Consider the following 21658-nt stretch of genomic DNA (forward strand, 5'->3'; position numbering starts at 1 on the left):
TTATGGATGTAAAAGGAAAAAATGTATTTATCACAGGTAGTACAAGAGGAATCGGCAAAGCGATGGCCTTAGCTTTTGCAAAAGCTGGAGCAAATATCATTTTGAATGGTCGCGGAGAGATTCCAAAAGAAAAGATAGAAGAAATCGAAGCATTCGGTGTAAAATGCGTAGGAGTTTCCGGTGACATCTCTGATTATGAGAAAGCGGGACAAATGATCAAAGAATCAGAAGAAAAGCTTGGATCGATCCATGTGTTAGTAAACAATGCCGGAATCACAAATGACAAACTTGTGATGCGGATGGATGCAGAAGATTTCAAAAAATGTCTTGATATCAATTTGATTGGAACCTTCAATATGACGCAGCACGTATTGAAAAAAATGATGAAGCAGCGAGAAGGGGCCATCATTAATCTCTCTAGTGTATCTGGGTTGATTGGAAATATTGGTCAAGCAAATTATGCAGCTAGTAAAGCTGGCGTAGTAGGATTAACAAAATCTGTGGCACGAGAAGCTGCAACTAGAGGCATTACATGTAATGCCATTGCGCCAGGATTCATCACAACTGATATGACGGAAGTTTTAGCAGAAAAAGTCAAGGAACAAGCGGAAAAGCAAATTCCGATGCAGCGTTTCGGACAAGTAGAAGATGTTGCACAAACAGCAGTTTTCTTAGCACAAAATCCATATATCACCGGACAAGTCATCAATGTCGATGGCGGATTGGTCATGCACGGATAAGAAAAGGAGAGCAAATAAATGAATCGAGTGGTAATTACTGGCTATGGAGTCACTTCACCTATTGGAAATGACGCAGACAGCTTTTTGAATAGCTTAAAAGAGGGTACGAATGGCATCGCACCGATCACTAAATTTGATGCTTCAGAAACAGGGATTACCTTAGCGGGCGAGGTCAAAGATTTTCCTTACGATAAATATTTTATTAAAAAAGATAGCAAACGAATGGATATGTTTTCAATCTATGGAATCTACGCTGCTTTAGAAGCAATGGAGATGAGCGGTTTAGATAAAGAAAAAATGAATCAAGACCGGTTTGGCGTCATCATCGGATCTGGGATCGGTGGTCTTCCAACAATCGAAAACCAAGTTATTCGTCTACATGAAAAAGGTGCAAAACGAGTTTCTCCAATGTTCGTGCCAATGGCGATTGCCAACATGGCAGCTGGAAATATTGCTTTGCGCGTAGGTGCAAAAGGTATTTGTACAGCTATCGTAACAGCTTGTGCTAGCGGAACGAATTCAATTGGGGAAGCATTCCGTAACATCAAACATGGCTATTCAGATGTCATTCTTGCTGGAGGAACAGAAGCAACGATTTGTGAGATGGGGATTGCTGGATTTGCAGCTTTAACAGCACTCTCAGAATCAACTGATCCTAATCGTGGTTCGATTCCGTTTGACGAAAATCGGAATGGTTTTGTGATGGGTGAAGGAGCAGGTGTTCTAGTTCTTGAATCTTTAGAACATGCACAAGCTCGCGGTGCCAAAATCTATGGAGAAATCGTTGGATACGGTGCAAACTGTGACGCTTACCATATGACAGCTCCTACTCCAGATGGTTCTGGTGCATCTAAAGCAATGAAGCTTGCGATGGAAGAAGCTGGTGTACAGCCGGAACAAGTCGGATATATCAATGCTCACGGAACAAGTACACCAGCCAATGACCAGGCAGAAGCAAAAGCAATCCAAATCGCATTAGGTGAAAATTTCAGAGATACTTACGTCAGCAGCACGAAATCGATGACTGGACATTTATTGGGAGCAGCCGGCGGGATCGAAGCCTTGGCAACTTTGCTGGCATTAGAACATCAATTTATCCCACCTACGATCAATGTAGAAAAACAAGATCCTGAGATTGACTTGACAGTTGTCAAAAACGAAAGCAAACCTGCAAGTTTTACTTATGCAATGAGTAATTCATTAGGGTTTGGCGGACATAATGCGGTTCTGTGCATGAAACGCTGGGAGGAATAATTTTGGATATCAATGAAATCAGAGAATTAGTCAGTCAATTTGATCAATCCTCGCTAACGGAATTCGATTTGCGTGAAGGTCAATTTGAATTGTATATGAATAAAAATAAAACAAGTCGAGGCATGAATATGGTTCAAACAAACGAAACGTTGCCAGTTTCGGAGCCAGTCAATGTCATACCTGAACAAGCAACAACTGCTCCAGAAACAATGAAAGAAAAAGAATCGGCAGTATTTGATGGAATCGAGGTTGTTTCGCCAATCGTGGGAATCGTTTATCTGCAACCGGCGCCCGACAAACCAGCTTTCAAAAAAGTAGGTGATCAAGTTGCCAAAGGAGAAGTTATCTGCATTATTGAAGCGATGAAACTAATGAATGAGATAACTAGTGAGGCCGACGGAGTAATCACAGAAATCCTTGTAGAAAACGAGTCAGTTGTTGAATATGGACAGCCACTCTTTAGGATCCAGCAAAAATAAGCAAAGCAGGAAAGAGGGAAATCAATGAACATACAAGAAATAAAAGAAATCATTCCACATCGTTATCCAATGCTTTTGATTGATCGAGTGGAAGAAATGGTTGAAGGAGAACGGATCGTTGCTAAGAAAAATGTAACGATCAATGAGCCCTTTTTTCAAGGACATTTTCCAGAAGAACCTGTTATGCCAGGAGTATTGATTGTTGAAGCAATGGCTCAAGCAGGAGCAGTTGCATTACTTTCTCTTGAACAATTCAAGGGAAAGACGGCTTATTTCGGCGGATTGGACAAAGCAAAATTCCGTAAGAAAGTTACACCGGGAGATACCTTATACCTTGAAGTTGAGATATTGAAAGTGAAAGCTTCAGCCGGAATAGGCAAAGGAATCGCTAAAGTAGACGGTAAAAAAGTAGCCGAAGCGGAATTAACCTTTATGATTGGATAGGTGAAATATGTTTTCTAAAGTATTGATAGCTAACCGCGGTGAAATCGCTGTACGTATCATTCGTGCATGCCGCGAACTAGGGATCCAAACCGTAGCGATATATTCAGAAGCAGATGCCGAAGCACTTCATACACAGTTAGCAGATGAAGCAATCTGCATTGGCCCGGCAAAAGCCGTTGATTCATATCTGAATGTTCAGGAAGTACTGAGCGCTGCAATCGTGACAAAAGCCGAAGCAATTCATCCAGGATTTGGTTTTTTATCTGAAAATAGCCGATTTGCCTCCATGTGTGAAGAGTGCAATATCACATTTATTGGTCCTAAAAGTGCAACGATCGATGCAATGGGAAATAAGATCAATGCGCGTCAATTGATGCAAGAAGCAAATGTCCCAGTCATTCCAGGAAGTACTGGTGTATTATCTACAGTAGAAGAAGCATTGGAAATAGCAGACAGAATTGGTTATCCAGTGATGCTGAAAGCAGCTGCAGGTGGTGGCGGGAAAGGCATTCGGAAAGTTCAATCAAAAGAAGAGCTCCCACAGCATTTTTCTTCAGCTCAGCAAGAAGCAGCAGCGGCATTTGGAAATGATGATATGTATTTGGAAAAAATCATTTATCCTGCTCGCCATATAGAAGTTCAGATTTTAGGTGATCATTTTGGCAATGTCATTCATTTAGGAGAACGAGATTGTTCTTTGCAACGTAATAATCAAAAAGTACTGGAAGAATCTCCTTCTGTAGTGATCTCACAAACAAAAAGAGAAGCACTAGGAGACGCTGCTGTTCGAGCAGCTAAAGCAGTCAATTATGAAAATGCCGGAACGATCGAGTTTCTGATGGATGAAGAAGGCGATTTTTATTTCATGGAAATGAATACTCGAATCCAAGTGGAACATCCAGTAACAGAAATGGTCACAGGAATCGATTTAGTAAAAAAACAGGTGGAGATAGCAGCCGGCGAGCCTTTGAATGTGTGTCAAGAAGAAGTAGTATTCCAAGGACACGCAATCGAATGCCGGATTAATGCAGAAAATCCTGCTTTCCATTTTGCTCCTTCTCCAGGGAAGATCCAAAACTTACTGCTTCCAGCAGGTGGGATGGGTCTGCGAGTAGACAGTGCAGTTTACCCGGGATATACGATCCCGCCATATTATGATTCAATGATTGCAAAAATAATCGTCCATGGAAATACGCGTTTTGAAGCATTAATGAAGATGCAGCGAGCCTTAAGTGAATTTATCACAGAAGGAATCATCACGAACGCAGAATTTCAGATGGATTTGATTAGTCATCCTGCAGTCATAGCAGGTGATTACAGCACAGCATTTTTACAAGAAGAATTTTTACCGAATTGGACACCAGAAACGGAGATAGGAGGCGCATAGATGGCTCTGTTTAAGAAAAAGAAATATATTCGGATCAATCCTAATAGAGAGAGCAAACCTGCTAACTCGCCATCTGTTCCTGATAACATGTGGGCAAAGTGTCCAAATTGCAAACATATCCTTTATACGAAAGACATCGGTGAAGAAAAAGTATGCCCTCATTGCGGATACGCTTTTCGAATCGGTGCATGGCAGCGTCTAGCTTTGATTATTGATGAAAAAAGTTTTGAAGAATGGGATACGGATCTTGTAACCAAAGATCCGCTAGCATTTCCCGAATATACGGAAAAAATTAAAAAGATGCAAGATAAAACAGGACTTCATGAAGCAGTCCTCACTGGTAAAGCGACCATTCAGGGGATTCCCTTCATTATTGGAGTGATGGATCCTAATTTTATCATGGGAAGTATGGGAACGATTGTCGGAGAAAAGATCACCAGATTATTCGAACGAGCAACAAAGGAAAGACTTCCAGTCGTCTTGTTCACAGCTTCAGGTGGTGCACGGATGCAAGAAGGAATCTTTTCTCTGATGCAGATGGCAAAAATCTCTGCTGCTGTCAAACGGCATAGTAATGAAGGTCTTTTTTATCTAACTGTTTTGACAGACCCGACGACCGGAGGAGTAACTGCCAGTTTTGCAATGGAAGGTGATATCATTTTAGCAGAACCCCAAAGCTTGATTGGTTTTGCTGGAAGACGTGTCATCGAACAGACGATCAAGCAGGAACTTCCAGAAGATTTCCAAAAGGCTGAATTCTTATTGTCTCATGGTTTTGTCGATCAGATTGTTCCCCGCATGGAATTAAAGCAGAAAATCCATACGCTTCTTGAATTGCATACACAGAAAGGATGGATAGATCGTGGATAAGACAGCACATGATGTCGTTCAGTTAGCAAGAGCTAAAGAACGATGGACAAGCTTGGATTTTTTTGAAGAGATCTTCGATTCTTTCGAGGAATGCCATGGTGATCGTTTATTTGCAGATGACGAAGCGATTGTTGGTGGAATCGCTCGATTAGATGGCAAACCGGTAACAGTGATCGGTATTCAAAAAGGACGGGATCTGCAGGAAAATATCCGCAGAAATTTTGGTTCTCCCCATCCTGAAGGCTATCGAAAAGCTTTACGACTGATGAAACAAGCGGAAAAGTTCAATAGACCGGTGATTACATTGATCAATACAGCAGGTGCATATTGCGGTGTAGGAGCAGAAGAGCGCGGCGAAGGAGAAGCTATTGCCAGAAATCTGCTCGAAATGTCTGATTTAAAGGTACCGATCATCGCCATCATCATTGGTGAAGGTGGAAGTGGCGGTGCCCTTGCTCTAGGTTTAGCGGATGAAGTCTGGATGCTGGAAGAAACGATTTATGCTGTGCTTTCTCCAGAAGGATTTGCGTCGATTTTGTGGAAAGACGGTAGTCGCGCCGCAGAAGCAGCTGAGTTGATGAAAATTACTGCGCCAGAACTACGCGAGTTAGGAATCGTTGATCGAGTTATTCCTGAAACGTTCAACGGCGAGCAGTTGCCACGATATAAAGTCGCACACATTATGAAAAAAGCGTTGATTGAAAGATTGACGGAACTTGTTCGATTCGACCAGCATGAATTACTGGAAAAACGGTACAAGAGGTTCCGCCAATATTAGGTGTTTAACAACTAAGCAAAGAGTAAAGAATGGTTCTTGCTCGCTTAGTTGTTTTTTGTTTCTAAATTTTTCTGTGATCAATCTTTATTTTTGGTCATTTTGTAAAGAAATGCTTTTTCTGAAAGACGAACGAGTATAGAGGTAGTTTTTTTTGCTGATATGCAGTATAATACGGGGTTGAGGAGTACTTTATGTGCTCCTTCATTTTTTGCAGATGAGGAGACAGCATGTTTTCAAATTACAAACCAACATGGATGGTAGAAGCCATCTATCAGATTACACCTGCCCAATTAAAGAATCTAGGCATCAAAGCAGTATTGACCGATTTAGACAATACGTTGATTGCATGGAATAATCCAGATGGAACAGAAGAGTTGCTTACTTGGATTTTAGAAATGAAAAATGCAGGAATCCCTGTTGTTGTTGTTTCAAACAATAATTCAAAACGTGTCGCGCGAGCGATTGAAAAATTTGATCTTTTGTATGTTGCACGAGCAATGAAACCTTTAGCAAGAGGGATCAACATAGCAAAGAAACAATTGGATTTAGCAGATGATGAGATAGTAATGGTAGGCGATCAGATTATGACTGATATACGTGGAGCCAATCGTGCAGGGATACGTAGCATCCTTGTAAAACCCATTATCGCAACAGATAGTTGGAAGACACAATTTAATCGTTTTTTGGAAAAAAGAATTATGGCCTATCTATTAGCAAAACACCCTGATATGGGCTGGCGAGGTGGAATCGAATGACAGAAGAATTACAATGTATCGGCTGTGGTGCCGTTATACAAACAAACAAACCCGGTGAATTAGGATACACGCCGCAAACGGCTTTGGAAAAAGGTTTAGCTTCCGGGGAAGTCTATTGTCAGCGTTGTTTCAGATTACGCCATTATAATGAGATCCAAGATGTCTCATTGACGGATGACGACTTTTTGCGCTTACTGAATGAATTAGGGCAAAAAGATGCATTGATCGTCAATGTGGTGGATATTTTTGACTTCAATGGTTCACTAATCCCAGGACTACACCGTTTTGTCGGTGACAATCCAGTACTTTTAGTTGGGAACAAAGTGGATATATTACCTAAATCATTGAAAAAAACTAAATTAACACAATGGATGAAGGAACGTGCTTACGAAGCAGGAATTCGTCCAGTAGATGTATTATTAACTAGTGCTAAGAAATCTCATGAGATGACGGAACTATTAGAAAAAATCGAAGAATACCGCGATGGACGGGATGTCTATATCGTCGGGGTAACAAATGTCGGAAAATCGACGCTTATCAATCAAATCATCAAAAATACAGCGGGAGTACAAGATGTAATCACAACTTCGCAGTTTCCAGGAACGACCTTGGATAAAATCGAGATTCCTTTAGATGACGGGCATTTTTTGATTGATACACCGGGAATTATCCATCGCCATCAAATGGCGCACTACTTAGGTAAAAAAGATTTGCGGATCATTGCACCGTTAAAAGAAATCAAACCTAAAGTTTATCAGCTGAATGAAGGGCAAACACTTTTCTTGGGCGGGCTTGCAAGATTTGATTTTATCAGCGGCAATCGTGCTTCATTTATTGCTTATGTGTCGAATGATGTTAATATTCATCGAACAAAACTGGAAAAAGCAGACGAATTTTATCAAAAACACGTAGGTGGGTTATTGCAGCCGCCTCGTCCTAATGAAGTCGAGGAATTTCCCGAGCTTGTTCGTTTTGAATTTTCCGTGAAAGAAAAAACAGACATCGTTTTTGCCGGTCTAGGCTGGATCACCGTAACAGAACCAGCAGTAATTGCTGGCTGGGCGCCAAAGGGTGTAGATGTCTTGAAGCGAAAAGCATTGATTTAAGGAAGAAGGAAAATTATGAGTTTAAGAGGAAAACAAAAGCGTTTTTTACGTAGCCAAGCGCATCATCTTCAGCCGATTTTTCAAATCGGAAAAGGTGGGATCAATTCAGCAATGATCGTTCAAATTGAAGAAGCTTTAGAAAAAAGAGAACTGATCAAAGTATCGTTACTTCAAAATACAGATGAGATTGCAGAAGAAGCAGCTCAAGTATTAGAAAAAGAAATAGATTGCGAAATCGTCCAAATCATTGGACGTGTTATCGTATTATACAAACCTTCCACAAAAGAAAAGTATCAAAGGCTATCAAAAGAAGTAAAAGCAATATAAGGAGTGACCATGATGAATACGCAAGCTAAGACATTTGTTCGTTCACAATTATTTCCTGAAGAAATGCCTCAATTCCTAGAGAAGAAAAAGCAAGTAGGGATCTTGGGCGGAACATTTAATCCCGTTCACCTTGCACATTTAGTGATGGCTGAACAAGCTGGCCGGAATTTAGGTCTTGACCGCGTATTTTTGATGCCTTCTTATCAGCCACCTCATGTTGATGAGAAACAGACGATTGATGCAAAACATCGACTCAACATGTTGGAATTAGCTGTGGAAGACAATCCTTTTTTGCAGATTGAAACGATTGAATTAGCTCGTGGTGGGAAAAGTTACACCTATGATACTATGAAGGAATTGACGCAAAACAATCCGGATACAGATTATTACTTTATTATCGGTGGGGATATGGTAGAATATTTGCCAAAATGGTATAAAATCGATGAGCTGACTTCTATGGTCAACTTTGTGGGTATACGTCGACCAGGATACACAACGGATACTTCATATCCTGTAATTTGGGTAGATGTACCTGAGATCGACATCAGTTCCACGAAAATACGTCAAAAGATCAAAGAAGGCTGTTCTATCCGCTACCTTGTTCCAGATAAAGTAATTGATTATATTCAAAATGAAGGGTTGTATGAATATGGACTATAGTAATGAATATACTGCTTATTCTAGAGAAAACCTGATGCAAAAAATACAGATGAGAATGAGCGAACAACGCTTCAAGCATGTGCTTGGAGTAGAAGAAACAGCCGTGGCTCTTGCCAAAAAATACGGTGCTTCTCCTGAAAAAGCTAGTATTGCTGCATTGACACATGATTATGCAAAAGAACGACCAGATGAGGAGTTCAAAATGGTAATCGTAAGAGACGGGTTTGATCCAGAGTTATTGAATTATAATAATGCAATCTGGCATGGTCTTGTTGGCGCTTCGTTTGTAGAGCGGGAATTAGGAATCACCGATGCAGAGATTCTTCATGCAATCCGGGTGCATACGACTGGGGCTGCTAAGATGAGTCTCCTTGACAAAATCATTTATGTAGCAGACTATATTGAACCAGGTCGAGATTTTCCTGGGGTACAAGATGCACGAGCCATTGCATGGGCTGATCTAGACGAAGCTGTAGCATTTGAAACAAAACATACATTGGCCCATTTGCTTGCGCAAGAACAACAGATTTATCCAAAAACAATCGAAACATATAATTACTGGGTAGCAAAAAAATAAGCTGCTCATATTAGGAGGAAATCATCATAGATAGTAAAGAACAATTAAAAATTGCGGTTGAAGCAGCAGATTCAAAACGGGCAGAAGACATTATCGCTTTAGACGTTCGAAATGTTTCCTTGTTGGCAGATTATTTCATGATCTGTTCAGCAAATAGCGAACGTCAAATCAACGCAATTACAGAAGAAATCATTGATAAAGAAGAAGAAAACAAATATGAAGTAAAACGTATTGAAGGAAAAGAAGGCGGAAAATGGGTATTGATCGATCTTGGAGATTTGATCGTACATGTTTTCCATGCGCCAGAACGAAGTTTCTATAATCTGGAAAAACTATGGTCAGATGCTCCGCTAGTCGATCTTAGTGAATGGTTGGATTAACATATGGCTTATGAAACATTTGCTTTCATTTACGATGAAGTGATGGACGAAACACTTTATCAGCAATGGCTAGCTTTTTCGAAACGTCATTTACAAGAAGACACAAAAAATATTTTGGAACTGGCATGCGGTACTGGAGCATTAGCGGTTGCCTTTGCAAAAGATGGATATAAAGTGACAGGGTTAGACCTTTCAGAAGAGATGTTGATGATTGCCAGCCAGCGAGCATATGAAGAAGACGCATCGATCCAATTTGTGGAAGGCAATATGCTCGATTTATCAGAAATCGGACAATATCAGGCAATTACCTGTTTTTCTGATTCGCTGTGCTATATGAAAAATAGACAAGAGGTACAGCAAGTGTTTGATGAAGTCTATCAAGCGTTAGAAGAAAATGGCCGATTTTTATTTGACGTACACTCCACCTATCAAGTAGATGAGGTTTTTCCAGAATATAGCTATCATTATCAAGGGGATAATTTTGCTTTTTTGTGGGATAGTTATCCAGGAAGCGAGAAACACAGCATCGAACATTTTCTTACCTTTTTCGTTGAAGAACAAGAAGGGTCTGGTCGATTTATTCGTGAAGATGAACTACATCAAGAGCGTACCTATCCATTGGAAAGTTATTTAAGAATGCTGGAAAACAGCGGCTTTTCGAAAGTCGAAGCATTTTCTGATTTTACAGACGAAGCAGCATCAGAGAAATCAAAGCGCTGGTTCTTTGTAGCATACAAAGACTAGCGGTTTTGCCTGCTCGAGTTAACAAGAAAAGAATAAATCTTCAACATAAATTATATATCCGAACGATATAGGCATTGCTCTTGTAGTGCAGCTTTTCGTCGCAGAAGTATTGTGTTTGCGAGAATAGTTTATATAGTTCGGGTATTTTTTCCGATTTTTGCCTTTTTTTACTTGTCTCTATTTCTTTTTTATCGATAACTATGAAGGAGGATGCGCATGAAAAGCTGCGGGATTATCGTAGAGTACAATCCTTTTCACAATGGACATCGCTATCATGTGGAAATGGCACGAAAAACAACAGGAGCAGAGGTCGTCATTGCTGTAATGAGCGGGAATTTTTTGCAACGAGGCGAACCGGCTATCATCGATAAATGGCATCGCGCGAATGAAGCTTTACAAAATGGTGTGGATTTAGTAGTGGAGCTTCCCGTCGAATGGGCGGTTCAGTCAGCTGACTATTTTGCTAAAGGTGCAGTAAAAATCTTGCAAACACTGGACTGTGACAGTTTGTGTTTTGGAACAGAAGAAGAGACTTCGTTTGATTACAGCAGTTTCGGACGCTTTGTCCAAGAGAATCAAGATAGGATAGAAGTGGCATTTCAAGAACTGTCTGATCAAACGTATAGTTATCCGCAAAAAATGACTGAGGTTTTTCGCAGTCTGTATCCCGATATTGTGCTTGATTTTTCTTCGCCAAATCATATCTTGGGATTAAGTTATGCAAAGGAAAATGCCAAGTATGTCCACCCTATGGAATTACATCCGATCCGACGTAAAAGTGCAGGCTATCATGAAAAAATCATCACAGATCAGACGATAGCCAGTGCAACAGCCATTCGCCATGCGTTAGAAGAAGGAAAAAGGATAGCTGGACTTGTGCCGCCTCAGACAGAAGAAGATCTTTCAACTTGTTCGCTGCAGACTTGGGGATCTTATTGGCCGTATTTGCGTTATCGGTTGTTATCTTCTACTTTGCTGGAACTGACAGATATCTATCAGATGACCGAAGGAATAGAATCGCGCATGAAAACAGCAGCTGCAACTGCTGATAGTTTTGAGGATTTTGTGTCAAAGGTAAAAACAAAAAGATATACATGGACACGGATCCAACGATTATCTTGTTATGTCTTGCTGAATATCAAAAAGCAAGAGATTCCTGTCCAACAAAATAAAAATTATCTTCGACTACTTGGATTTACCGATGTTGGAAGAAGATTCTTAAAAGAAAAAAAAGAGATTTCTATTTATTCCCGAATCGGAAAAAAAGAGGCACAAGAAGCGGAACTGTTAGTTAGAAGTGATCAAATCTATCAATTGGGAGGCAATATTCCGGAACAGAATTTCGGGCGAATCCCAATCCGAGTATAGATAATTGACTAAAAATGAGAAGAATGAAGGAAGAAAGAAAAAAAGCTTCACAGAATCGTGATTCACAAGTATAATGGAACAGGACGTTTTTGCGTTATGAAACTATCAAATCAGAAAGCGAAGTGAAAATATGGGACGTAAATGGGCAAATATCGTAGCAAAGAAAACTGCTAAAGATGCTAATAATAGCCGGATTTATGCAAAATTTGGGATTGAAATCTACGCGGCAGCAAAATCAGGTGATCCTGATCCGCATGCAAACCAAAAACTACGTTTCGTCATTGATCGCGCTAAAACTTATAATGTACCAAAACATATTATTGACCGAGCAATCGAAAAAGCAAAAGGTGCAGGAGATGAAACATACTCTGAATTGCGCTATGAAGGATTTGGACCAAGCGGCTCAATGGTGATTGTTGATACATTGACGAACAATGTGAATCGAACAGCAGCAGACGTACGGGCAGCATTTGGGAAAAATGGCGGGAACATGGGTGTTTCCGGAGCGGTTTCTTACATGTTTGACAATACAGCAATCTTTGCTTTTGCAGGAGAAGACGCTGACGAGATCCTTGAATACCTAATGGAAAAAGACATCGATGTTCGCGATGTAATGGAAGAAGAAGGACAAATCATCGTTTACGGTGAAGTAGCGGATTTCCATAGTATACAAGAAGCATTAAAAGAAAAAGGAATCACTGATTTTTCAATCGCTGAGATCCAAATGATCCCTCAAAACGAGGTAACACTATCTCCAGAAGATCAAGAAACATTTGAAAAAATGATTGATGCACTGGAAGATCTAGAAGATGTACAGCATGTGTTCCATAATGTGGCATTAGAAGACTAAGCAACCAGTTTTAACAAAAAGTATTCAGTCTTTTTCGAAAAGCAAGACAATCTCACTAACAGATTGTCTTGCTTTTTTGTGTGATTTATTTTCTTTTCTAATTCAACCTGTGGTATGATGAGAGCATAAGTATCATGTGAAATGATATGAAGTATGTGGAAGATGGACGGGGAAGAATATGGAAGCAAAAATCACTTTAGAACCTTTTGAACGTATCTTAAGCGGTTACCGCAAAGTAGAAGAGTTAGCTGTGAACGTAACTGATTGTTCAAAATTAGCGCAAAAATACGCAAGATTCGGCGTTGAAGGCTATCGATTAGGAAACTATGTCGGTACAGGGTATCTGAACCGTTATTTAGAGTGTATGGTGGACCGCGCACCAATGCTGATTTATAGACAAAAATATTTGATTCCGCTGCTTTTTCGTCGTTCTGATTCAGCCTTTCGGTTATTTGAAGAAGAGTATCGGATGGAGGCTTTCTTTCTACTATTAGAGTGGAGCTTGAAGCATCGTCCTGAAAAAATTCTTATCGAAAGAAATGAGAAGATAGACACGAAAAAAAATAAAGTGATCGATAGTGCATACCTAGCATTTCGTGTATCAGAGATTTTGGATTGTGGCGGCTATCCAATCAGCAATTTCCAATCAATTGACCAATTCATTGAATGGAATCGAATTTACCGATTGATCGACAATGGCGGGATTGGCCGTCATAGCAAGGTATTTGACCCAGAATATCCAGAAAACATGGGAGAACTGAAAATGATTATTTCGCTTGTCAAATTAAAATATCCTGAAACAGATTTGGATTTATATATAGAATAAATGACCTTAAATGATTGAATTACTTTTTCTGCAATTATTATTGTAAATAAAAAGACAACTGCTAACATTAATGATAGCAGTTGTCTTTTTACTTACAGTACTTTTTTCTCATAAGATGAAATATCCATATTGTTTAACAAAGGACTTTCATTATTGGAGGTAAAAAGGGTCAATTCATGCATCGCACGTGTACACATGGTGTAAAGGATCAATTTGTCTTGCTGAGAAGAAAAATGTTCTGCATCTACATCCCACAAGAAAACTCGGTCAAACTCCAGACCTTTTGCTAAAAAGGCTGGAAGTAAAATAATGGAACGCTTCATAAAGTCACTCTCATTTAAAATCAGCTGGACTTGTTGTTTCAACTCGTCTGGCAGTTGAGCATAAAGAGCTTCGCATTCTTCTTGTGTTTTAGCTATGATTGCTGTACGCCAATACCGGGCTTTTCCCTGAGTCGTTCGAATGGCATCTGCTAACCAATTCAATTTGATATCATCTGTTGTTCCTTGGATGAGCAAAGGAAGGTCTCCTTTTCTTGCTGTTGTTTCTACTTGATGTTCTTTTGCAATAAAATGATTAGCAAAATCAGTGATTTCTTTTGTGGAGCGATAGCTTGTCGTTAATTGGAAACGAGTGACTTCACGGTCCACGAAAAGGTCTTCCAATGATCCAACGATCGTTTCATTTCCAAAGACATTTTGATTTAGATCTCCACAGAAAGTCAAATTTGCTTTTGGGAACAAGGCTTGCAGCAATGCCACTTGTGATGGTGCGAAATCCTGCATTTCATCAATAAAGATATAGCGAGCTTTGTGTGTAACCGTCACTGGATATGTTCGGCGCATCAGTAAAAAGAATAGTACAGCATCCTCTTGACGCAATTCTCTTTGACGCAAGTGTGTACGAACAGTTGTCAAATGTTCCTGCCATCTGGTCTCGCTGATTTTATGTCGTGTTAGAAGAGAAAGTGGCACAGTTTGTAGAAAGTGGAGATATTGTTTCGTTATATTGACAAATTGATAATTCATGATCCCTCGATGGATTCGACGGAATCTTTTACGTACGATTTGGTTGGCCAGTTTTTTACGTAATGAACGCTCCTTTTGTTCTGTATATTCAAGATTTGGATCTGTTGCGTATAGTTCTTGGAGCTGTTCTTCCGCTAGATCTTTGACCCATTGCTGACGTGTTTCGTCTTTTTGCAGACCGCCTAATTTTTTCAGGAGCTTCGTTTGTAATAGAGAGAGTCTATGATGTAAAGGTAATTGTTCATTTGTTTCTTTATACCATTGGCGAATCGATTCCTTTGATAGGATCGTACGGCCATTTATTTTCATATCACGGAACAAGGGACCGTAGTTTGTGATGCCTTGGATATAGCGATCAATCTGATCGACTAAGGTCAATCCGCTTTTCATCACTTGTATCGGATCTTTTTCCCCTAGCAAAAAACCACTTTCTTGTTGTTGTTCATCTAGTAAAGAAAACTCTGGCAGCAGCTGCACCAAATAATTTTTGAATGTCTGTGTAGGCACGCCGCTTTCACCTAATGAAGGCAATACAGTCGAGATGTAATCAGAAAATAAATGGTTGGGTGAAAATAGAAGAACGTTTTCAGCCTCTAGCCACTTGCGATTATGATACAACAGAAAAGCAATACGTTGAAGCAAAGCGGATGTCTTTCCACTTCCGGCGATTCCTTCAATCAGCATTACTTTACTTGTTGTGTCCCGAATGATTGCATTTTGTGCTTTTTGTATCGTAGAGACGATGTTTTTCATATGGTTGCTTGATGATTCATCCAATATCTCTAGCAAAAAGTCATCATTGATTACTTCCGACGTATCTACCATAGATAAAATACGTCCTTCTTGGATTTTAAATTGTCGTTTCAACTGCAGATCGACATCTATTCTATCTGTTTCAGTTTCATAAAATGCGGGACCAATCTCACCTTCATAATAAAGATTGGCAATTGGTGCGCGCCAGTCAATAACGATTGTTTCTTCTGCCAAATCTCTTAAAGAAGCGATACCTAGATATAATGTTTCTGTTTCACGGTCTTCTTTAAAGTCGATACGGGCAAAATAAGGACTATCTTTCATGACAGACAACGTTTGCAGGCGTTTTTGCTGTGCTTCAAGAGTATGGTATTTCAAAAGCAATTCCTGCTCATGTTGGCGATATTCAACAGCAGATTCATAAAAAGCTTCATTGGAACCAGCTCGAATCTTGTGATTAGCTGTGTCTTTTGTCGAATGATTCATTTCCTGAGTCAATTCTTGTTGTTTTGTATCCAGCATATTTTGTTCGATCTGGATTAGTTCGATCGTTTCATCCACGTGCGTTTGTTCTAGTTGTTTCTCATTCATCGCATGTTTGCTCCTTCCGCCGTAAATAACGAATTAAAAGTATAGCATAGTTTTTCGAAAAAAGGTACTTTTTAACTGATGAATCGAAAAAGTCATCCTTGCTGAATATTTTTGTTTGTAGAACTGATGAATTTTGGAAACGCTGATAGTGATAGTTGTTTTCAATTAAGACCTATTGTTTCAAAAAGTGCTAGTCAAGGACTATGCTTAAGATGAAAGAGGCAGCTGGAAATTTATTACTAACCTCTCTAAGTCACATAAAAGAGGAGAAAAAACAATGACACATTTCAAAAAATTTTTACTTACTTTGCTTATTGGTGGAATAGCTTTATTAAGTGAATTTGTTTTTCACCAGCCGGCCCTTGCATTTGCGATTGTCGCATTTACTGGAGGGATTCTCGCCTTCTTGATGTTTTTGGAAATGATCAAGACGTTACGTTCAGGAAGATATGGCGTAGATGTATTAGCGATTACCGCAATCCTTGCAACATTAGCCGTCAAAGAATACTGGGCTAGTTTGATGATATTGATCATGCTTACGGGCGGAGATAGTCTAGAGGATTACGCGAATAAACGAGCGGGTAAAGAACTCCAGTCTTTGTTAGATAACACCCCAAGAATTGCCCATCGATTCAAAGAAGGAAATTTGCAGGATATAGTGATCGATGAAATAAATATTGATGACCAGTTACTAGTCAAACCTGGCGAACTTGTACCTGCAGATGGTCGAGTGATCAAAGGAGAATCTTCGGTCGATGAATCTTCTTTGACAGGTGAGTCCCGCCCGGAAACCAAGAAACCTGGAGATCAGATTATGTCAGGGTCTTTAAATGGAGACGGATCGATCCAAATGATCGCTGAAAAACGTGCCGCAGACAGCCAGTATCAAATGATTATTAAACTAGTCGAAGAATCAAAAGAAAAGCCTGCCCGGTTTGTCCGTTTAGCTGATCGTTATGCAGTCCCTTTCACGTTGATTGCTTATTTGATCGGTGGTATTTCTTGGTGGTTCTCAAAAGACCCTTTACGATTTGCTGAGGTACTGGTAGTGGCATCACCTTGTCCACTGATTCTAGCTGCGCCCATTGCTTTAGTTGCAGGAATGAGCCGTTCAAGTAAAAACGGGATCGTTGTAAAAACTGGAACAACGATTGAAAAGCTCGCACGTACAAAAACGATTGCTTTTGATAAAACAGGAACGCTTACCAAAGGGGTATTGGAAGTAGAGGCGATTCAGCCAGTCAATGGAATAAAAAAAGAAGAGCTACTTCTGTATGCAGCTAGTGCAGAACAGGAATCTAGCCATATCTTAGCTCGTTCGTTAGTGAACAACGTGAAAAACAGCCAACTGTATCCTGTTAGTCAACTGAAAGAAGTGACCGGTCAAGGAATCCAAGCAGTAGTCAATAATCATGAAGTAAAGATTGGACGTGCCTCTTTTGTTTCAGCTGAAGAAATAGAAACGTCCAATACAGCAATCTATGTAACAATTGATCGATCTTTTGCAGGAACGATCCTATTTTCGGATCAGATTCGCCCAGAAGCAGCAAAGACAATCAAGGAGCTAAGAAAACTTGATGTGAAAAATTTGATGATGATCACCGGGGATGGATCTGCCATTGCTCAAACGATTGCAGAAAAAGTCCAATTAGATTCTGTACATGCCCGTAGCTTGCCTCAAGATAAACTGACCATTTTAGAAAGTATCCCTAAAGATCAAAGACCTGTTGCGATGGTAGGAGACGGCGTGAATGACGCTCCAGCACTTGCTGCTGCAGATATCGGTATTGCAATGGGGGCTCATGGTTCTACAGCTGCTAGTGAAAGTGCAGATGCGGTCATCTTGAAAGATGATCTCTTGCGTGTAGCAAAAGCAGTAGTGATTTCAAGAGATACGATGAGAATAGCTAAACAGTCTGTACTGATTGGCATCTTTATTTGTATTTTTTTGATGTTAATTGCAAGTACGGGACTAATCCCCGCATTATTCGGAGCTGTTTTGCAAGAAGTCGTGGATACGTTCTCTATTTTGAGTGCCTTGAGAGCAAAAAAAGATCCAGCCATTTTTCCTGATTCAGTACCCAAGACAAACATAGTATGATAGAATCGAGTTGAAAAAAGAACGATCAGAAAGAGGAGAGAGCATTATGCCATTCGTACATGTCGAATTAGTAGAAGGTCGCAGTCCGGAACAATTAGAAAATATGATGAAAGATATCACGGAAGCTGTTCATAAAAACACGCAGGCACCAAAAGAACACATCCATGTCATCATCAATGAGATGAAAAAAGGAACATACGGTGTAAATGGGGAATGGAAAAAATAAGTTTAGTTTCCCACTTGATTTTTCTATTTATTAGTGGTTAAATAAACACATAATTGATTGATGAGAAAGCCAACTGAATTTGAGAGTCTTCGATAAGAGAGGAAAAGCTAGGCTGAAACTTTTCCAGGAGAAAACCAAAGGATGACCACTTTCGAAACCCTTGTTGAAGCAAGGGCGGTCGGACCGTTACAACGCTTGAGGAACGCATTTGCGTTTGAACATTAGGTGGAACCACGAACTTTTCGTCCTAGTATCTCTTTTCAAGAGATGCTAGGATTTTTTTGTTTTTCAGCTTGATGATCTGATCAATCAAAACATTTCAAGGAGGAAACTATTATGATAAAAATTACTTTTCCAGATAGTGCAGTCAAAGAATTTGAGTCTGGAACAACAACATTGGCAATTGCTGAAAGCATTTCAAAAAGCTTAGCAAAAAAAGCTTTAGCTGGTAAAGTGAACGGCAAACTCGTTGATTTGACTCGTCCAATCGAGGAAGATGCAAGTATTGAGATCATCACACCAGACCATGAAGATGCACTTGGCTTAGTCCGTCATTCAGCAGCTCATTTGATGGCCCAAGCCATGCGTCGCCTCTATCCAAATATCCACTTTGGCGTTGGACCAGCTATCGATTCAGGGTTTTACTACGATACAGATAATGGACAAAACCAAGTAACTGCAGAAGATTTGCCAGCAATTGAAGCAGAAATGATGAAAATCGTCAAAGAAAATCTGCCAATCGAACGCCGTGTTCTTTCAAAACAGGAAGCATTAGAAATTTTTGCAAGTGATCCGTACAAAGTAGAACTGATTAGTGAATTGCCAGAAGAAGAAGTGATTACTGCTTATCAACAAGGCGAATTCATCGATTTGTGCCGTGGACCACATGTTCCATCCACTGGCCGTATACAAGTATTCAAATTATTATCAGTGGCAGGTGCTTATTGGCGTGGAAACTCAAACAATCAAATGATGCAACGTGTATATGGGACAGCCTTTTTTGACAAGAAAGCTTTGAAAGAATATATCCGTCTCCGTGAAGAAGCAAAAGAAAGAGACCATCGTAAACTAGGAAAAGAACTTGACTTGTTCATGGTTTCCCCAGAAGTAGGTTCTGGTTTGCCATTCTGGCTTCCAAAAGGGGCAACAATCCGACGCACGATCGAACGTTATATCGTAGACAAAGAAGTTAGTCTAGGTTACCAACATGTATATACACCAATAATGGGAGATGTTGAGTTGTACAAAACATCTGGACACTGGGATCATTATCAAGAAGACATGTTCCCGCCAATGGATATGGGAGATGGCGAAATGCTTGTTCTTCGTCCAATGAACTGCCCTCATCACATGATGGTCTACAAAAACACGATCCATTCTTATCGTGAATTACCAATTCGTATCGCTGAATTAGGAATGATGCATCGCTATGAAAAATCAGGTGCTTTGTCAGGTTTACAACGTGTACGAGAAATGACGTTGAATGATGGTCATACATTTGTTCGTCCTGATCAAATCAAAGATGAATTTAAACGTACGCTTGAATTGATGGTGGCAGTATATGCTGACTTCAATATTACAGATTATCGTTTCCGCTTGAGCTATCGCGATCCAAACAATACAGATAAATATTTTGATGATGACGCAATGTGGGAAAAAGCCCAAGCAATGCTGAAAGCCGCTATGGATGAATTAGAATTAGATTACTTTGAAGCAGAAGGCGAAGCAGCCTTTTACGGACCAAAACTAGATGTTCAAGTCAAAACAGCTCTTGGTACAGAAGAAACATTATCAACTATACAATTAGACTTCTTATTGCCAGAGCGCTTTGATTTGACATATGTTGGAGAAGACGGGGAAAATACGCATCGTCCAGTAGTTATCCACCGCGGAATCGTTTCTACAATGGAACGTTTTGTCGCTTATTTAACAGAAGTATACAAAGGCGCTTTTCCAACATGGTTGGCACCTATACAAGCAACAATCATCCCTGTTTCTGTTGATGCACATGGCGATTATGCTTATGAAATCAAAGAACGCTTGCAAATGAAGGGTTTGCGTGTAGAAGTTGATGATCGTAATGAAAAAATGGGCTATAAGATACGTGCCTCTCAAACACAAAAGATCCCTTACCAATTAGTTGTTGGAGACAAGGAATTGGAAGATGCAACAGTAAATGTACGTCGTTATGGAAGTAAAGAAACAGCTGTAGAAGATTTGAATATCTTTATTGATGCTATGGAAGCAGAAGTCAAAAATTACAGCAGAGAAAACTAATAGGTAAATTTCCTGTAAAAAAGTAGTAGATAGAAAACAATCCGAACAATAGATAACAGGTATTCCTCAAAGACACAGATGCTCAATAGAATCTGTGGGATTGATGGAATAAGATATTCTGTTGGGCGGATTGTTTTTTTGTTTTTTTATCCAGTATACGACCGTGAATAAGGGTCTGATATGGTATACTTACATAGACTATCATTAAAAGGGTGGAGGAACTTATGAGCGTAATTAGTCGTATTGAAAGTATGATGGAAGATTATTCCTCAGCAGAAAAAAAGTTGGCCAACTACATTATCGGTAATATTGAGAAGGTCCCTACAATGACAGCTAATGAATTAGCAGAAGCTTCCGGGTTGAGTGCGCCGACAGTTGTACGTTTTTCCAAAAAAATCGGTTTTCAAAGTCTGACGGACTTCAAAATCACGATTTCAACAGAACTACAGACTGGAATCGATGAAGGTTTTAGTGATATAGAAGCAAATGAATCCTTTTACTCTATCAAAAACAAACTTGGTAACAATGCACAAGTAGCGATAAAAGAAACAGTAGATATTCTAGAAGAAGAAACGATCCAAAAAGTCGTAGAGTGTTTGGAATCGGCAGAGACTGTTTTTTTATATGGGGTTGGCGCCTCTTCTTTAGTAGTAGAAGATATTCTGCAAAAATGGTCTCGTGTCGGTAAGCCAATCATTTTTGAAAAAGATATCCACGTTTTGCTCCCGCAACTTGTCAGCAATGAGAAAAAGAAAGTGCTTTGGCTTGTTTCAAACTCAGGTAGAAGTGCAGATGTAGTCGCATTAGCCGAGCTGGCGAAAAGCATGAATATCGAAATCATTGCGTTGACGCAATTTGGAAATAACCCGCTTAGCAAGATAGCCGATGTACTCGTACAAACATCTAGACCAAAAGAAATCACGAATCGAAGTGCGGCAACTAATTCACTTTTGGCCCAATTTGCTACGATCGATATCATTTTTTATTTCTATATGGCTAAAAACGAAAAGCTTAGCGAAAAAGTGAAAAAAACACGAGAAGCAATCCAAGAATATTTTATGGATTCGAAATAAAAACCTTACTATTTTTTATATAAGTTTTTTAGAACGCCGATTGTAAAATTAAGCTAGACAACTA

At 39.7% G+C, this 21658-nt stretch carries 22 protein-coding genes; 21 read left to right on the forward strand and 1 reads right to left on the reverse strand.

Going from position 1 to position 21658, the window contains the following annotated elements; all coding sequences use genetic code 11:
• Positions 1 to 2 precede the first annotated feature (2 nt).
• From fabG to HMPREF2731_RS02290, 17 genes are all read left to right on the forward strand, one after another.
• The gene (gene fabG, locus HMPREF2731_RS02210; RefSeq protein ID WP_070872243.1) at positions 3 to 740 is read left to right on the forward strand and encodes a 3-oxoacyl-[acyl-carrier-protein] reductase; all 738 of its coding nucleotides are present in this window, start codon (positions 3 to 5) and stop codon (positions 738 to 740) included.
• Between the two features lie 18 nt (positions 741 to 758).
• Complete coding sequence (fabF, locus tag HMPREF2731_RS02215; protein ID WP_002287619.1) at positions 759 to 1994, forward strand: beta-ketoacyl-ACP synthase II; 1236 nt, start codon at positions 759 to 761, stop codon at positions 1992 to 1994.
• A 2-nt stretch (positions 1995 to 1996) separates the two neighbouring features.
• The gene (gene accB, locus HMPREF2731_RS02220) at positions 1997 to 2473 is read left to right on the forward strand and encodes an acetyl-CoA carboxylase biotin carboxyl carrier protein (RefSeq protein ID WP_002290844.1); all 477 of its coding nucleotides are present in this window, start codon (positions 1997 to 1999) and stop codon (positions 2471 to 2473) included.
• A gap of 24 nt (positions 2474 to 2497) precedes the next feature.
• Complete coding sequence (gene fabZ / locus HMPREF2731_RS02225) at positions 2498 to 2917, forward strand: 3-hydroxyacyl-ACP dehydratase FabZ (RefSeq protein ID WP_002287621.1); 420 nt, start codon at positions 2498 to 2500, stop codon at positions 2915 to 2917.
• A 7-nt stretch (positions 2918 to 2924) separates the two neighbouring features.
• Positions 2925 to 4304 (forward strand): acetyl-CoA carboxylase biotin carboxylase subunit, encoded by a 1380-nt coding sequence (locus tag HMPREF2731_RS02230; protein ID WP_002295381.1) that lies wholly within the window; start codon positions 2925 to 2927, stop codon positions 4302 to 4304.
• On the forward strand, positions 4305 to 5174 hold the full coding sequence (gene accD, locus HMPREF2731_RS02235) for an acetyl-CoA carboxylase, carboxyltransferase subunit beta (RefSeq protein ID WP_002290846.1): 870 nt from the start codon (positions 4305 to 4307) through the stop codon (positions 5172 to 5174).
• Positions 5167 to 5952, forward strand: coding sequence for an acetyl-CoA carboxylase carboxyl transferase subunit alpha (locus HMPREF2731_RS02240; protein ID WP_002290847.1), 786 nt, complete (start codon positions 5167 to 5169; stop codon positions 5950 to 5952). The genes accD and HMPREF2731_RS02240 overlap by 8 nt, the downstream gene beginning before the upstream one ends.
• Positions 5953 to 6179: 227 nt before the next feature.
• Positions 6180 to 6707, forward strand: coding sequence for a YqeG family HAD IIIA-type phosphatase (locus tag HMPREF2731_RS02245; RefSeq protein WP_002290848.1), 528 nt, complete (start codon positions 6180 to 6182; stop codon positions 6705 to 6707).
• Positions 6704 to 7813, forward strand: coding sequence for a ribosome biogenesis GTPase YqeH (gene yqeH, locus HMPREF2731_RS02250; RefSeq protein WP_070872245.1), 1110 nt, complete (start codon positions 6704 to 6706; stop codon positions 7811 to 7813). The genes HMPREF2731_RS02245 and yqeH overlap by 4 nt, the downstream gene beginning before the upstream one ends.
• A gap of 15 nt (positions 7814 to 7828) precedes the next feature.
• Positions 7829 to 8140 carry a ribosome assembly RNA-binding protein YhbY gene (yhbY, locus tag HMPREF2731_RS02255; protein WP_002290852.1) on the forward strand — a complete coding sequence of 104 codons (312 nt, stop codon included), beginning with the start codon at positions 7829 to 7831 and terminating at the stop codon, positions 8138 to 8140.
• Between the two features lie 9 nt (positions 8141 to 8149).
• Positions 8150 to 8800: a nicotinate-nucleotide adenylyltransferase gene (locus HMPREF2731_RS02260; protein ID WP_176747849.1), complete on the forward strand. Its 651-nt coding sequence runs from the start codon at positions 8150 to 8152 to the stop codon at positions 8798 to 8800.
• Complete coding sequence (gene yqeK, locus HMPREF2731_RS02265; protein ID WP_002287635.1) at positions 8784 to 9377, forward strand: bis(5'-nucleosyl)-tetraphosphatase (symmetrical) YqeK; 594 nt, start codon at positions 8784 to 8786, stop codon at positions 9375 to 9377. Before HMPREF2731_RS02260 ends, yqeK begins: the two co-directional genes overlap by 17 nt.
• 20 nt (positions 9378 to 9397) lie before the next feature.
• Entirely contained in the window at positions 9398 to 9757 is a 360-nt protein-coding gene (rsfS, locus tag HMPREF2731_RS02270) for a ribosome silencing factor (RefSeq protein WP_370531476.1), read from the forward strand.
• A gap of 3 nt (positions 9758 to 9760) precedes the next feature.
• Positions 9761 to 10501, forward strand: coding sequence for a class I SAM-dependent DNA methyltransferase (locus tag HMPREF2731_RS02275; RefSeq protein ID WP_002287639.1), 741 nt, complete (start codon positions 9761 to 9763; stop codon positions 10499 to 10501).
• 216 nt (positions 10502 to 10717) lie between these two features.
• Complete coding sequence (locus HMPREF2731_RS02280; RefSeq protein ID WP_070872249.1) at positions 10718 to 11869, forward strand: nucleotidyltransferase; 1152 nt, start codon at positions 10718 to 10720, stop codon at positions 11867 to 11869.
• A 130-nt stretch (positions 11870 to 11999) separates the two neighbouring features.
• The gene (locus HMPREF2731_RS02285) at positions 12000 to 12719 is read left to right on the forward strand and encodes a YebC/PmpR family DNA-binding transcriptional regulator (protein ID WP_002287641.1); all 720 of its coding nucleotides are present in this window, start codon (positions 12000 to 12002) and stop codon (positions 12717 to 12719) included.
• Between the two features lie 178 nt (positions 12720 to 12897).
• Positions 12898 to 13545, forward strand: a complete 648-nt coding sequence (locus HMPREF2731_RS02290) for a hypothetical protein (protein ID WP_002324387.1) — start codon at positions 12898 to 12900, stop codon at positions 13543 to 13545.
• 92 nt (positions 13546 to 13637) lie between these two features.
• Here the strand turns inward: HMPREF2731_RS02290 and helD are convergent, their stop codons facing one another.
• On the reverse strand, positions 13638 to 15917 hold the full coding sequence (gene helD, locus HMPREF2731_RS02295; RefSeq protein ID WP_002324386.1) for an RNA polymerase recycling motor HelD: 2280 nt from the start codon (positions 15915 to 15917) through the stop codon (positions 13638 to 13640).
• Positions 15918 to 16194: 277 nt separating this feature from the next.
• On the opposite strand from helD, the gene HMPREF2731_RS02300 reads away from it, so the two are divergent.
• The 4 genes from HMPREF2731_RS02300 (at position 16195) to HMPREF2731_RS02315 (ending at position 21594) form a co-directional block, all read left to right on the forward strand.
• Complete coding sequence (locus tag HMPREF2731_RS02300) at positions 16195 to 18018, forward strand: heavy metal translocating P-type ATPase (protein ID WP_010726566.1); 1824 nt, start codon at positions 16195 to 16197, stop codon at positions 18016 to 18018.
• 46 nt (positions 18019 to 18064) lie between these two features.
• Positions 18065 to 18244 (forward strand): 2-hydroxymuconate tautomerase, encoded by a 180-nt coding sequence (locus tag HMPREF2731_RS02305; protein WP_002287649.1) that lies wholly within the window; start codon positions 18065 to 18067, stop codon positions 18242 to 18244.
• Positions 18245 to 18580: 336 nt separating this feature from the next.
• A complete protein-coding gene (thrS, locus tag HMPREF2731_RS02310; RefSeq protein ID WP_002326078.1) occupies positions 18581 to 20521 on the forward strand; it encodes a threonine--tRNA ligase in 1941 nt (646 codons plus the stop codon).
• Positions 20522 to 20745: 224 nt separating this feature from the next.
• Positions 20746 to 21594 (forward strand): MurR/RpiR family transcriptional regulator, encoded by an 849-nt coding sequence (locus HMPREF2731_RS02315; protein WP_002287653.1) that lies wholly within the window; start codon positions 20746 to 20748, stop codon positions 21592 to 21594.
• Positions 21595 to 21658: the final 64 nt, after the last annotated feature.

Source organism: Enterococcus sp. HMSC072F02 (assembly GCF_001837725.1).
GTDB classification, from domain to species: domain Bacteria; phylum Bacillota; class Bacilli; order Lactobacillales; family Enterococcaceae; genus Enterococcus_B; species Enterococcus_B lactis.